11 protein-coding genes are annotated in these 13,845 nt (G+C 65.6%); 3 read left to right on the forward strand and 8 right to left on the reverse strand.

All coding sequences use genetic code 11. The annotated features are described in order from the left end of the window. A partial coding sequence (locus AC1DS3_RS24740; protein WP_477128151.1) for a M23 family metallopeptidase occupies positions 1–1,312 on the reverse strand: 1,312 nt, incomplete at its 3' end. A gap of 4 nt (positions 1,313–1,316) precedes the next feature. Next, complete coding sequence (locus tag AC1DS3_RS24745) at positions 1,317–3,710, reverse strand: type VI secretion system Vgr family protein (RefSeq protein ID WP_441638732.1); 2,394 nt, start codon at positions 3,708–3,710, stop codon at positions 1,317–1,319. A 287-nt stretch (positions 3,711–3,997) separates the two neighbouring features. On the opposite strand from AC1DS3_RS24745, the gene AC1DS3_RS24750 reads away from it, so the two are divergent. Continuing rightward, a complete protein-coding gene (locus AC1DS3_RS24750; RefSeq protein ID WP_477128152.1) occupies positions 3,998–5,104 on the forward strand; it encodes a tetratricopeptide repeat protein in 1,107 nt (368 codons plus the stop codon). On the opposite strand, the gene AC1DS3_RS24755 is transcribed toward AC1DS3_RS24750, so the two are convergent. Next, positions 5,095–5,808: a hypothetical protein gene (locus tag AC1DS3_RS24755; RefSeq protein ID WP_477128153.1), complete on the reverse strand. Its 714-nt coding sequence runs from the start codon at positions 5,806–5,808 to the stop codon at positions 5,095–5,097. The genes AC1DS3_RS24750 and AC1DS3_RS24755 overlap by 10 nt on opposite strands. Positions 5,809–6,331: 523 nt before the next feature. Between AC1DS3_RS24755 and AC1DS3_RS24760 the strand changes: the two genes are divergently transcribed. Next, a complete protein-coding gene (locus AC1DS3_RS24760) occupies positions 6,332–7,750 on the forward strand; it encodes an NCS2 family permease (RefSeq protein ID WP_441638726.1) in 1,419 nt (472 codons plus the stop codon). Between the two features lie 165 nt (positions 7,751–7,915). Here AC1DS3_RS24760 and metC read toward each other — a convergent pair whose 3' ends face one another. Genes metC through AC1DS3_RS24785 form a run of 5 tightly spaced genes read right to left on the reverse strand, consistent with a single transcriptional unit; the run spans position 7,916 to position 12,387 of the window. Then, positions 7,916–9,124: a cystathionine beta-lyase gene (gene metC / locus AC1DS3_RS24765; RefSeq protein WP_441638724.1), complete on the reverse strand. Its 1,209-nt coding sequence runs from the start codon at positions 9,122–9,124 to the stop codon at positions 7,916–7,918. Between the two features lie 34 nt (positions 9,125–9,158). Further along, positions 9,159–10,016, reverse strand: coding sequence for an amino acid ABC transporter ATP-binding protein (locus AC1DS3_RS24770; RefSeq protein WP_441638722.1), 858 nt, complete (start codon positions 10,014–10,016; stop codon positions 9,159–9,161). Beyond that, positions 10,003–10,806 (reverse strand): amino acid ABC transporter permease, encoded by an 804-nt coding sequence (locus tag AC1DS3_RS24775; protein ID WP_477128154.1) that lies wholly within the window; start codon positions 10,804–10,806, stop codon positions 10,003–10,005. The genes AC1DS3_RS24770 and AC1DS3_RS24775 overlap by 14 nt, the downstream gene beginning before the upstream one ends. After that, entirely contained in the window at positions 10,793–11,539 is a 747-nt protein-coding gene (locus AC1DS3_RS24780; protein ID WP_441638718.1) for an amino acid ABC transporter permease, read from the reverse strand. The genes AC1DS3_RS24775 and AC1DS3_RS24780 overlap by 14 nt, the downstream gene beginning before the upstream one ends. Next, positions 11,539–12,387 carry a transporter substrate-binding domain-containing protein gene (locus AC1DS3_RS24785; RefSeq protein ID WP_477109404.1) on the reverse strand — a complete coding sequence of 283 codons (849 nt, stop codon included), beginning with the start codon at positions 12,385–12,387 and terminating at the stop codon, positions 11,539–11,541. The genes AC1DS3_RS24780 and AC1DS3_RS24785 overlap by 1 nt, the downstream gene beginning before the upstream one ends. A gap of 223 nt (positions 12,388–12,610) precedes the next feature. On the opposite strand from AC1DS3_RS24785, the gene AC1DS3_RS24790 reads away from it, so the two are divergent. After that, positions 12,611–13,627, forward strand: a complete 1,017-nt coding sequence (locus tag AC1DS3_RS24790) for a tripartite tricarboxylate transporter substrate binding protein (RefSeq protein WP_477109403.1) — start codon at positions 12,611–12,613, stop codon at positions 13,625–13,627. Positions 13,628–13,845: the final 218 nt, after the last annotated feature.

The following is a 13,845-nucleotide window of genomic DNA, read 5'->3' on the forward strand; positions in this document are numbered from 1 at the left end:
CACACACAAACCCTTTGAGCAGATCACGCACGCCTGCCGTATTCCTGACGTACCGGGCTAGCGCATCTTCTTTTTTATACGCTTCCTGCTCGCCTTGCTCCTGCTGCGTCTGACTCTCCTTCGCCGCGCCTAGAATGGCTTGCAATCGATCAATGTCGCACAGCCCGTCACCTGCAAACGGGCTACTGCCTTCGTCGATCTTCTGCCAGTTCGCGAGGAACGGAAAATCCGCATCCGACAGCTTCACGATCGCGTCGTTGTTGAGATCGATATAGCCCTCTTTACCCACAGCGAACGCTGCCCGTATCCACGTTGTTCTTGCCATGCCGGCCGGGAGCGTGGGCGAAGCTGACAGGATGCGGCCAAAGCGCAGCAATTCATACCCATCGCTCGGGCACGCCGGATAGAGTTTCATTGCCCGGTTGTAGAGGTTGTATTCGTACTCAGACTCTTTCTTGTCCTTCAGGAGCTGGGTTCGCGAACCGTCTTCGGCGACGCTCCACGCGCTCGTGTACTTGTTACCCCGGTGAAAATACGATTCGATGTGCAAAGGTTGCTCGTTTTGACCGCCTTGCAACGCGGCGAAGGCAACGCCCTGCAATTTGCCGTTGACCGTTCCCGGCGGCTGCGTCCAGAACGGTTGGTTCGCCGGCACAATGTAGTGGCTATGCCCCCAGTAGTCCTGTCCCGTGGGCGTTTGGGGTTGCCTGTTCCCGAGTTGCGTCGCGGCGAAGTAACGATTGAAGTCATCGGGCAGCATGAAGATCTCGAAGTGGATATGCCACTGCTCGTGACAACGCCCCGGCAACCCGAGCACGTCTTTCCGGTATACCTTTTTGCCACCCCCCGCTTGCGCCGGCGGCGCCACGGGCGGAGTCTGGCTCCCGCCGGGCGATGGCATGCGCAGGAATTCCGGCAACACGCTCGCGTTCACGCCAACGCTGCTGTATGCGCTCAATTCCAGCAAATGCATGTATAGCGAATAAAACGTCAGCGTGCGGCCGTCGCCCGTCTCCGTCGTATGCTTGAGCAGGACGAAACCCGCGTTGCTATCGAGCACGCCATCTCCACCATCGGTGGCGTGCTGACACACCCGATATGCCACGACTTCGCCATCGGCAATCGCCCGTACTTTCTCGTTCCGGGTAGCGGGGTATAGATGCACGCCAGTGTGCCAGCGGCGGTCGAAGGCGATCGGATAGACACCGTGAGCGAGTTCGAAGGTATCCACCACGCTCATCATCGGGTCGGTCAGTTCGGGGGCGTTTGACGCGGTGCCGGCAACGGGCAGAAAGGGAGGGCTGATGATCATTGTCTTAGCGCGACATGTTGTAGGTGTTCGAAACCGTCAATTCGCCTTGCGGCAAATGGGGCAGCGCGTTTTCAACATTCGCCGGCCCCTCGAAGGTAAAGGAAGCCGCCTTGATCCGGAATTCGCCCGGGCAGTGGAACACCACGTTGCCGTTCTCGATCGTGAGCGCGGCACCGCCGCTGGCCATGGCCGCCTTCGTTTTCCCGCTCACCAGCACGTCCTGGCTGGCGCTTGCCACCCGCAGTTGCTTGTCGGCAAACAGGTCCATCGCGTCGCTCTGTGCCTGAATCTCGACCTTGCCCTTCGCCGCGAAGATCTTCAGCCCGAGCTTGTGCGCGCACAGCGAGATCAGGTCGCCGGCGGCCAGCGTGAAGCGCTTTACCGCGCTCACGTCAACGTGCCTGCCGGCGCTCACCATCACGTTCGCGCTGGCGGCCTGCTGGATCGACTGTGGCGTCACCAGCGCGATGCCGCCCGGTGCGCTGGCGATCAGCCCGGCGCTCTTGAGCTGGTCCAGCGCGTCTTTCAGGCTTGCCTGGGTCGCCTTGTCGGCGGGCACGGCCTTCGCCTGCGTGGTGGCATCCACCAGCGCGGTCACGCGGCTCAGGGCCGACTGAAGCTCCTGGAGCGCCGCCTGCATCTCAAGCTGCGGGGCATTCGGACTCGACAAGCCGTCGGCTGACAGCATCAGGCCCCTCGCCCCGTGCACGGTGCCCCAGCCCTGCGTGCTGATCTCGAAGCCCTCGCCGCGCTTCTGTTTCTGGCTGTCGACCAGATAGCCAAGGCTGAACGACGACTTCATGTGGACCGTCGCGATCTTTGCGCCTTCGTGGCCCTTCAGATCCTCGAAGCGGATCTTTGCGCCTTGGAGCGGCGAGCGCCATATCGCGCGGCTGTGCCAGCCAGCGTTGCCATGCACAATGTCCGGGTGCGCATAGTCATGCAACGCCCCGGCGATATACATGCGGTCCACGTCCCCGTTGGTGCCTTCGAGCCGGACCTCCGTGCCGGGCAGCAACGGCGAATGGAAACCCCCTTGGTATGAGGCACTGGGGCGCAGCAGACGCAGGGGCATGGTGTTCACGCCCCGCTTGCCCGTGCGGCGCTGGAAATGGGGCAATACCCGGTAGCGGCCGGCTTCGTCCAGCCACGCGTAGGGGCCGTCGTCGCCTGACTCGATGGTGGCGGTCAGCGTGCCGCAGATCCAGCGCCAGTCCCGCTCGGGGATGTACTCGGGACGATACGTCAGATGCGAAGGCGTCGCCTCGAACGCGTTGATGACCGGCTGGCTGCGACTGCCGGTCGTGACGAGCTTGGTGATCACGACGCCGTATTCGGCCTCGGGCATCTTGTGGTTGGTCAGGCGCACCACCATGCCAGGCATCATGCCGATCACGTTGCTTGTGCCCTTGAACGTGGTCTGCCGGGCGATCAGTTCGTCGCGTCTGGCGTCGGCCAGCATCTGCCCGACCTCTGCCGTGTGATGGTGCTCGGTGCTGCGGTTCACGCTGCCGTACACGGAGGGGTCGTCGCGTGCGACGTACGACTTGGCCTTCAGCGGATCGACTGGCGTACGGTAGTTGTGCTCCCGCAACTCAACCATGGCCGGCACCAGTTTGCGGACCGCGCTGATCGACAGCACCGCCTCATGCCAGTTGCCCGAGAGGCCCGAGACCGGCATCAGCGGCACCTCAAGCGCGCGCACGTAGCCGCGCGGCGAGTTGCCGAACACGATCGTGTCGCGCTGTGGCCCGTCTGCCTTGCGGCCCTGCTTGAAGTAGAAGAAGATGCCGGCGCGMCGGCAATGGCGCGCCACAAAGTTCCAGACGGTCTCCTCGTACATGAGCGCCTGCTCGAAGCGCTCTTCGACGCCTTCCAGCTTGAACTCGACGTCGAACGACTCGATCAGATGGCGGTCGATGATCGACTCGGCGATCATTTCCTTCAGCGTCTTGCCCAGGAAGATTCCCGAGTCGTACACCTGCCTGAACAGCGCAACACGTGGCTCGATGCGCAGCCTGTAGGTTGCCTCGTCACGGCTAGTGCTGACACGCTCCCATTGCGTCACCACGCCATTGACCGTGCGGGCGGGATTGATGACCGGGTCGACCAGGTCCGGCAACGATGGGATCGCGGCGCGCTCGTCGATCGTGAAGGTCGACCGGCGCCCCACGCAGGCTGCGCCGTCGATCGTCTTGTCGATCGACGTGACGGTAATGTCGGCCACGTAGGTTTCGTTGAACCCTTCCTCGATACGGAATTCCAGAACATCCAGCGGTGAGGCGAGCGTAGCGATCGCGAGACCGAGATGCTGGGTCAGCCTGGCACTCGGATGCTGCAGAACATCGTTGAGGGTTCGCATGGCGGCGGTGAAGTCTGGTTTCTCGTTGATCGGCACGGGCACGTATGCCAGTGCCGTTTCGCGAAACAGGCTAGCGCACTAATTCAAGGGGTGTCTATCGGACAAGTCCGAACTTGAGTTGATTTCTCATTCTTTAAGACTTGATTTCCTATTTTTTAAGAATTTTCTGCCCATTTTTTAAGAAATATCGATGGCGTTTGACCTGCGTGCCGACATTGACTGGCGCTGGATGACGTTGGATAGCGGCGAGTGAGCCAGGCGTAAGCACGCCGCGTGCCGGCAAGACCGGTTAAGCTTGCGCCACCGCAACCACGCCGCTTGCCATGACCAAGCCGAGTACGGACCCGAGCGCGCCCGAAGCCGCGCTGGCAGTTGAGTTGGCCATTGAGCTGGAGGCCGGGCTGACGGCGGCCATCACGTTTCTTAACCAGGGCAAGATCGATGCAGCTGCCGGCTATGCGGCCGCGCTCATCGGCCGCTACCCGGCGCATCCCGCCGTGTGCCAGCTGAGCGCGCAGATTGCCTTGCAGCGTGGCGAGGCCACGCTGGCGCGGCGCCATATCGCGCAGGGACTCTCGCTGCGGCCGGATCACCTGCCCTCGCTATTGATCGCCGGCCGGGCGGCGCTGGCCGATGGCGCGCCGACAGAGGCGCTGCCGCCCCTGCTGCGCGCCTGCGCGCTCAGTGGCAATGCCCTGGAGCCGAGCTATCTCGCCTGCCTCGCCCGGTTGCAGAGCGGGACGGCTGATGCCGTGGCGGAACTGGGCCTGCTGATCCAGCGGGCGCCGGGTTTTGCGCCGGCGTGGATCGAACTGGCGGAAGCGATGCGCAAAGGCGGCGAGCTGCAAGCCGCGCTGGCGGCGCTGGACCGCGCCCTGGCGCTGGACGGCAAGATCGCGCGCGCGCATTTCCAGCGGGGCAAGGTGCTGCATGCGCTCGGGCGCAAGTCCGAGGCCGCTGGCGCCTTTGCCAGTGCCGTGGCGCTGGAGCCGCGCAGCCGGGAGGCGCGCCTGAACCTGGCCATCGCGCAGCAGGCGCTCGGCGACCTGTGCGCCGCGCAAGCCACGCTGGAAGCCCTCGTCGGCGCGCATCCACAGGACTACGACGGCTGGATCCAGCTTGGGCTGGTGCGGCAAGACCGGCGTGACCTGCGCGGTGCGCAGGCTGCCTTGCGCAGCGCCCTGGCCTGCCAGCCGGACGCCGCGCCGGCGGCGGTCAACCTTGGCATCGTGCTGCAGGAAGACGGCCAGCCGGATGCGGCCCTGGCCGCCTATGCGCACGCCTACCGCGTTGCGCCGGAGACCTTCGGCCGCATCGCGCAGGCGCTGTGCTCGGGACCGCAGGGCCGGCTATGGGCAAACCTCGGCGCCTTGCGTGCCTTGCTAACCAGCCTCGGCGGCTCAGGCAACCCGGGCAGCACTCAGGACTGACCGCCCCGCTCGCGCGGCGCGCGAAAGCGCTTGCGGTACACGCCGGGCGTGGTCAGTACCTCCGCCGCCAGCTTCTCGTAGCGCCCGGCGCCCTCTGCGTCGATCGTGCCGAAGGACAGTTCAAGCTCCGCGCGCGGCACCGGGCAGCACTGCGCGACCGGCGTGCCTTTGGGCAGGACACCGTCGAACCCCGTGTCGGTCCATAGCGCCGGGAAATTGATGCCCACGTCATGGAAGCGGTCCGCATCGACCAGGCCGCTCAGCGTGCGGAACGGCAGATCCCAGCGGTTGGCCGGATGCATCGCCAGCAGCGACCACCCGGGCGGCAGCTCGATGGTCCAGAAGCTGTTGAATTTCAGGGCGACGGCGTCCGAGTACAGTGGCGTGCCGCCCAGTTGCTCCGGCACGTGAAAGCTCAGCGGCGCGCGCGGATGGCCGTCGATGCCCGGCTCGGGCAAGTCCCAATCCCAGGAGAACACGCCCCGCGCCRCGCGCACGTCGCATGGCAGCAGAATCACAAAGCMGTGGGTCATGGCATCGATGAACGGCGGGCATTGCTTGATGGTGCGGATGTCGCGGCCGTGCAGGGGCGAGAACGCCTTGGGACGCATCGCCCGCACCCAGTCCGGCAGCGCCTGCTGGGCAGGCTGCGGGCGCGGGAGGCTGTCCTGCAGCAGCGGGTCGCAACGGAAGGTTACTTGCATGGCGTGCATGGCTTGGCTAGGTGGAAGCGGGCAATGTGCCGGAGTGGCCATGCAGTGTAGGGGCGAAGAGACGAAACCGTCTAGTTGCCGCGCCCGCCGCCATCCCCCTTACCCAATGTCCCGGCAGTCCTGACAATTTGGGCGGCATTCGCGCAATCGCCGCTTTGGTAGTTGCCTTCCTGCCCGCGTCCAGCCACAATCCGCGCTTTTCCGAACGCCCCGCCGGCCGCCGGCGCAAGCGCCACTCATATTCATTTCCCAATGTCAGCCATGTTCCGGCCGTTATGAACGAATGCTGCCCCTCCCTTAGTCTTGCGCCATGTCGGACCGGCAGCGCCRGCACGKAGTGGCGAGCAAGCGGCCGACAGCGGCGTACCGGGCCGCATGCAGTGCCGAACGCGACACAAATCTTGTGCGCAGCGGCCCGCATGACGGCCTCGGCAACGACAACGAAAAAGCGAGACAGCCTGGGTATGAGCGACGTAGCCGCCGCCCCAGCGCACCACAAAGGAGACACTCCGCCATGCTTGAACAGCCGTTCCCCGGCCGTGCCACCGCTCCCGGCACCGAYGCGATCGAGGCCAAGGCCATCGACGCCATCGCATCCATCGAAGCCAAGGGCTTCCTCGACCGTTACTTCCAGATCAGCCAGCGCGGCAGCACCGGGCGCCGCGAGGCATTGGCCGGCGCCACCACCTTCATGGCCATGGTCTACTCCGTGTTCGTCGTGCCGGGCATGCTCGGCAAGGCCGGCTTCGATGGCAGTGCCGTGTTCGTCGCAACCTGCCTGACCGCGGCGTTCGGCTCCTTGTTGATGGGCGTGTGGGCCAAGCTGCCCATCGCCATCGGCTGCGCGATCTCGCTGACCGCTTTCACCGCCTTCGGGCTGGTGCTTGGGCAGGGGCTCTCCCCAGCCGTTGCACTTGGCGCGATCTTCCTGATGGGCGTGGTCTTCACCGCCATTTCCGTGACCGGCGTGCGCTCCTGGATCCTGCGCAACCTGCCGGCCGGCGTGGCGCACGGCACGGGCATCGGCATTGGCTTGTTCCTGCTGCTGATCGCCTCCAACGACGTGGGCCTGGTGATCAAGAACCCCGGCGCCGGCCTGCCGGTCACACTGGGCAAGATCACCGCCTTCCCGGTCGTCATGTCGATCCTCGGCCTGGCCGCCATCTTCGGGCTGGAACGGCGCCGGGTGCCGGGCGGCATCTTGCTGGTGATCATCGCCATCTCCGCGCTGGGCCTGGCCTTCGATCCCGCCGTCAAGTTCACGGGCGTGTTCGCGCTGCCCGCGCTGAGCGCGCCGGGCCATGCCTCGCTGATCGGTGCGATGGACATCAAGGGTGCGCTGTCGCTGACGGTGCTGCCTAGCGTGCTGGCACTGGTGATGACGGCCGTGTTCGACGCCACCGGCACCATCCGCGCCGTCGCGGGCCAGGCCGGCCAGCTCGATGCGAAGGGACAGATCCCCAACGGCGGGCGTGCCCTGACCACGGACTCGCTCAGCTCGATCTTCTCGGCCTTCTTCGGTGGCGCGCCCGCTGCGGCCTACATCGAATCGAGCGTTGGCGTGGCCGCCGGCGCAAAGACCGGCCTGGCCGCGGTGGTAGTCGGCCTGCTCTTCCTGGCAGTGATCTTCTTCTCGCCGCTGGCCGGGCTGGTGCCTTCGTACGCGACGGCGCCTGCCCTGATGTATGTGGGCCTGTTGATGCTCAGCAGCGTCAGCAAGCTGCATATGGACGATATGGTCGACGCCATGGCCGGCCTGGTCTGCGCGGTCTTTATCGTGCTGACCTGCAATATCGTCACGGGCATCATGCTGGGCTTCTGCACCCTGGTGATCGGCCGCATCGTGGCCGGTGAATACCGCAAGCTGAACGTGGGCACCGTGGCCATCGCGATGGCGCTGGCCGTGTTCTACGGCGGCGGCTGGGCAATCTGAGGCGTGACGGCCGCGGCGCTGCCCGCGGCCGGTGTCGCCACGCCAGCGGGTACTGAAAGCCAGCGCAACGATGACACTGGCTTTTTTGCGAAGCGGGCAAATTCCCGTCCCGCTTCTTTTTTTAGCGGCCTTGCCCTCTCGCGAACGGCCGTCAATCGCACCGCCTCAGGCGGCCGCACGCCGTTGCGGCGCAGATGCCGGCACCGTCGCTGCCAGTCCCTGCGCCAGGTCGGCGATCAGATCCTCCGGTGCTTCCAGGCCGATATGCAGGCGGATCACCGGCTCGGTGCCACGCCAGTACGAGTGTTGCGCCAGGCGCTCCGGCGCTGCCACCTGCACCAGGCTTTCATAGCCGCCCCACGAAGCCCCCAGCCCGAACAGGCTCAGCGAATCCACCAGCTTGCGCGCCGCCGCCTCATCGGCGGTGGGCAGCGAGAACGAGACCAGCCCGTTGGCGCCAGAGAAATCCCGCAGCCACAGCGCGTGGCCGGGGTCCGAGGGCAAGGCCGGATAGAACACCCGCCCTACCGCCTCATGCGCTTCCAGGAACTGTGCCACCGCCAAGGCATTGCGCTGGTGCTGGGCCAGCCGCACGGCCAGCGTGCGGATGCCGCGCAGCGCCAGGTAGGCATCGTCCGCGCTGATGGCCAGGCCGAAGCCATCGTAGGCATCGGCAATGCGGCGCGCCAGCCCCGCGTCCTTGACCACCACCGCGCCCTGCATCAGGTCGGAATGGCCGCTGATGTACTTGGTCGATGCCAGGATCGATATGTCCACGCCGAGCGCCAGCGGCTGCAGCACATGGCCGGAAGCCCACGTATTGTCGGTGGCCACCACCACGCCATGGCGGTGCGCGATCTGCGCAAGGCGTGGCAGGTCCAGCACCTCGTACAACAGAGAACTGGGCGACTCCAGGTAGAGCAGCCGCGTGTTGGGGCGGATCAGCGCTTGCACATCGTCCTCGCTGGGCGAGAAATAGCTGACCTCGATGCCCAGGCGGCGCAGCAGCGTTTGCTCCAGCCTGCGTACCGGCGCATAGACGCTGTCCACCACCAGCGCATGGTCACCCGGCGACAGCAGCGCYAGGAAGGTCAGCGAGATCGCCGCCAGCCCCGAGGGCGCCAGGAAGGTGCGATTGCCGCCTTCGAGCCCGGCAATCGCGTCTTCCAGCGCGCGGTGCGTATCCATGCCCTGCCGGCCATAGGAGCTGACACGCTCGCCGCGCGCATGGCGCGCCCGGATATCGTCATAGGCGTCGGAGTTCTCGAAGCGCACGGTGCTGGTGCGCACCACCGGCACATTGACCGGGCCGTGGCCCTGGACAAAGGGCGGCGTGCCGGCGTGGATCAGTTGGGTATCGCGATGATGGCTCATGGTTGCTCGATAGGGAGTTTGGCTTGTGCCGCGCTCAGACGGCGAAGCGCAGCTTGTCGAAAGAGAAAACGAAGGGATCGGCCTGCGCGCGCGGGGCTGTGCCGAGCGAGCGGTTGAGAAAGGCGCGCGTGCGCTCGCTGCGCGGCGCGCTGAAAATGCGGCTGGCCGGGCCATGCTCGACAATGCGCCCGCCTTCGGTGAAGTAAACCTCGTCGCTGATCTCTTGCGCAAAGCGCATCTCGTGCGTCACCAGCAGGCAGGTCAGCCCCTCCTCGACCAGGTCGCCGATCACGGTCAGCACCTCGCCCACCGTCTCCGGGTCCAGCGCCGAGGTCACCTCGTCGAACAGGATCAGCTCCGGCTCCATCGCCAGCGCGCGAGCGATCGCGACCCTCTGCTGCTGGCCGCCGGAGAGTTCGCCCGGATACGCGCCCGCCTTGTCGGCCAGGCGCACTTTGCGCAGCAACGCGATGGCGGTGGCCTCCGCCTGGGCGCGGCCGCGTCCCAGCACGCGCAATGGCGCGATGGTGAGGTTCTGCAGCACGGTCAGGTGCGGAAACAGGTTGTACTGCTGGAAGACAAAGCCCACACGCTTGCGCAGCGCAATGCGCTCGGCCTCGCTGCGCAGTTCGCGCACTGCAACGCCGCCGACCGTCACCGTGCCCTGCTGCGGCTCCAGCAGGCCGGTAAGGCAACGCAGGATGGTGGACTTGCCCGAGCCGGACGGACCGATGATGGACACCGCCTGCCCGCGCCGCACTTCCAGGTCGATGCCCTTGAGCACCGGGTTGCCGCCAAAGGCAAGGTGCACGTCCTTGAGCGCAACCAGCGGCGCGGCAGCCACGGGGACCGCGGACAACACGGGCCCGCCGTTATGTTCAGGCAACAGCATATTTTTGTTCCAGGAAACGGGTGAAGCGCGAAATCGGGTAGCACCAGGCAAAGAACATCGCCAGCACGGTGAAATAAATCAGCACGGTGAAGGCGGTCTGGTTGACGGTATTGCTGGCGATCTGCGCGGTATCGAGCAGATCGTGCACGCCCACCAGCGAGGCCAGCGCGGTGCCCATGGTGAGCGTGGCGTACAGGTTCATCCACGGCGGCAGCATGCGGCGCACGCATTGCGCAACGATGATCAGCCGCAGGATCTGCCAGCGCGAGAACGCCATCGAGCTGGCCGCCTCCCACTGCGTGAGCGGGATCGACTGCACCGCGCCGCGCAGCACCTCGGCCACATTGGCGCTGGCCGGCAGCGCCAGCCCCACCACCACCTTGAACCAGTCGGGGAACGGCACGATATGACTGCCGATATTCACCTCGAACGGGAAGACGTAGGTGGAAAAATAGATCAGCACCAGCCAGGGCGCATTGCGGAACACCTGCACGTACAGATGCGCCGGGCGTGACAGAAGCGCCACCGGCGACAGGCGCAACGCGCCAACCAGCAGCCCGMCGGCCGTGCCCAGCAAGATCGCCAGCAGGCTCACGCCGATATTGACCAGGAAGCCGCGCACCAGCGCCGGCGACCATTGCCAGGCGCTGGCCAGCGCGCGGGCCAGGTCCGGATGGCGGGTCGCCGCCAGCGCCACCGCCACCAGCGGCAGGAGCCACAGCAGACCGGCATAACGACCGGCGCGCGACGTTGCGGACGCGGCGAGATAAGTGGAATCAGCGCTCGCCATAGCCGGGCATCCTTAGTCGAAGTTCCAGCCAGTTGCCCGCCTGGCTGACCACCCAGGTCAGCAGGCCGAAGAACAACAGCAACAGCACCATCAGTTCCAGCACGTTGTCGCGCTGGGTCCAGATCATGATGGAGGCGTAGGTGATATCGCCCACCGCAATCGCGGACGCCACCGCCGTGGCCTTGACCAGCTCCACGGAATTGTTGACCAGGGCAGGCAGGGCAAAGCGCACCGCCAGCGGCAACTGCACGCGCCAGAGCAAAGTGCGGCGATCAAAGCCGAGCGACGCCGCCGCCTCCAGCGTGACCTTGGGCACCGCCTCGATGCCGGCGCGCAAGGCTTCGGCATGAAACACGCCCTTGTGCAGCGACAGCACCACCACCACCCACAAGAATGGCGTGAGTGGATTKGTCCGCTGCGCGTCCTGCAAGGCATGGGTGATCAGCATGTTGAGAACCAGGAAGGCGCAGTAGAGCTGCACCAGGGTTGGCGTGTTGCGGGTGACTTCCACAAACGCGCGCGTGGCACCGGCCAGCAGCGCGTTGCGCGAAGTCAGCGCCGCCGCCATTCCCACTCCGGCGGCCAGGCTGCCGGCAAGGGTGCAAAGCACCAGCTGGATGGTTACCCAAGCGCCATGCACGAAGGAGGCGCGGTCATACGCATCGGCGAGGAACGCGTAGTTCAGGCCKATGCGGTGCGCCGCATCGATCCACCAGGCAATCGCTGCGTCCATCAGGAACGGCCGCCCTTGAACTTGTCATGCAGCTCGGTCAGCGCCGGCGACGGCGGCAGGATGCCGGCCTTCTTCTCGGCGGCAACCAGCCAGCCGCTGCGATGCCAGTTCTGCACGATGCGGTCCACCGCAGAAATAGTGTCCTGCTCGCCCTTGCGGGTCCAGATCACGGTCGGCGCGGGATTGAGCTCAGGCAGCACGATGCGGTAGTTCTGCCATTCCGGGTTGCCCCGCACCAGCGGCTGCAGCAGCGTGTTGTCGTGCACGGCGCCGGCGCAGTTGTCACCGCGCAGCGCCAGCAGCGATTCCGCCGAGCCTTTGAAGCCCTTCGGGATGGCGCCGTATTCCACCTGCACCGGGCGCGTATAGCTGCTGCCCTGCGAGATGCACACCGTCTTGCCCTTCAAGTCTTCCCAGCGGCGGATATCGCTTTGCTTGGGCACGATCACCGCGCCGCCCACACGATAGTAAGGCGTAGGCACGTGGCCCAGTTGCTCACCGCGCTCGGCGTTGTATTCCATCGCGGCGATCAGCACGTCGACCTTGCCCTGCTGCAGGAACTGCACCCGATTGGACGGCTGCACCTGCACCGTTTCCAGCTCCACATTGAGCTGCCTGGCCAGGTCCTGCGCGAGGTCCGCGTTGAAGCCGACGGGCTTTTGCGTGGCGGGATCGATCGAGCCGAAGGCGCTGCCGGACAGCATGATGCCGACCACGATCTTGCCGCGCTGGCGGATCTTGTCGAGCGTGGCGTCGGCCTGCGCGGCGCCGGCAAAGAAGGTGCCGGCCAGCAAGGCGGCAGCGAAGACAAGAGGACGCGGGGAGCGCAGCGAAAGAGTGCGGGTCATGGTGTGTTCGAGTTCTTGTTGGCTAAGTCGTTGGTGCAATGCAGCCGACAAACTGTACGCAAGCGCCGACGGGCACGGAACGAATAAAAGAGCCAATCGTTATGCGCATTCCGTTGCCCGCGGCAGCACAGCGCGGGCGCATATCCATGCGCGGAAAGATTCGTTGGCCGCGAGCGCCACGCTTTCTAAGCTTTGCGCTCGATTCGCCTCCGGCAACACCGTCATGCAACGTCGCACCCTGTTCCGCGCCCTCCTCTGCCTGCCCGTCGCCGCCGCTGCGGCCGCCATCGCTGGCGTACCCGCTGGCGTGCCTTTGCACAGCGATGCCACGCAGGCCCCGCAAGCCTTCCCCGCGCGTCCCGTGCGCATCGTGGTGCCGGTGGCGCCCGGCGGCAGCGCCGACAAGCTCGCGCGTACGCTGGCGCTCAAGCTCAGCGAGAAATGGGGCCAGCCCGTGGTGGTGGAAAACGTGGTGGGCGCCAGCGGCACCCTGGGTGCCGCGCAGGTGGCGCGGGCCAGGCCGGACGGCTACACCTTGCTGCTGGGTGGCGAAGGCGTGACGCTGAACGCCTCGCTGTTCAAGACGCTGCCGTACGATGCGAGCCGCGCGTTTCGCGGTGTCAGCAAGGCGGTGGTGAATCCGCAGATCCTGGTCGCCAGGCCGGATCTTGGCGTGCGCAACCTGCAGGACTACATCGCGCTGGCACGCAGGAAGCCGGGCGGGATCACGCTTGGCCTGCCGGGCAATGGCGGCATTGCCCACGTGGCCCATGAAATGCTATCGCGCCAGACCGGCATCAAGGTCAACTACATTCCCTACGCCGGGGGCGCGCCCGCCACGGTCGACTTGCTTGGCGGGCATATCGACGCAACGCTCATCACGCTCGCGGCGGTGACCGATTACGTGCGCTCCGGCCGGCTGACTGCGTTGGCGGTGACCACGCCTTACCGCTCGAAGGCGCTGCCACAGGTGCCGACCATGGCGGAGGCAGGTGCCGCCGGTTTCGCGGTGGAAAGCTGGCAGGGCTTGCTTGCGCCTGCGGCTACGCCGGCTGATGTGGTGGATCGCATTAGCCGCGATGTGGCGGCCGTGCTTGATGTGCCGGCCACGCGCAGCCAGCTGGAGGATGCGGGGTATGTTGTGGTGGGGTCTTCGGCGCAGGCGCTGGATGCTACGTTGGCTCGGGATTTGCCTAGGTATGCTTTGGTGATTTTGGCTTCGGGGATGTCGTTGAGGTGATGGTTTTTCGCTTCGGGTGCTTAACGTCAAAGTCAAAAGCAACTGCAGTTTCACCACCCCTGCGGGGCGGCGACCTACTTTTTTGTCTTGCCAAAAAAGGTAGGCAAAAAAGGCGCGCCGGATRGGGCGACAWCCCCCTCGGGATTTCACGAAAAGAGCGGCCGGGACCCAAACTCGCATCGCCTTAAGGCGATACTCAGACATGGGTCCCTCTTTTC

It is taken from the genome of Cupriavidus sp. 01L46, from assembly GCF_056399905.1.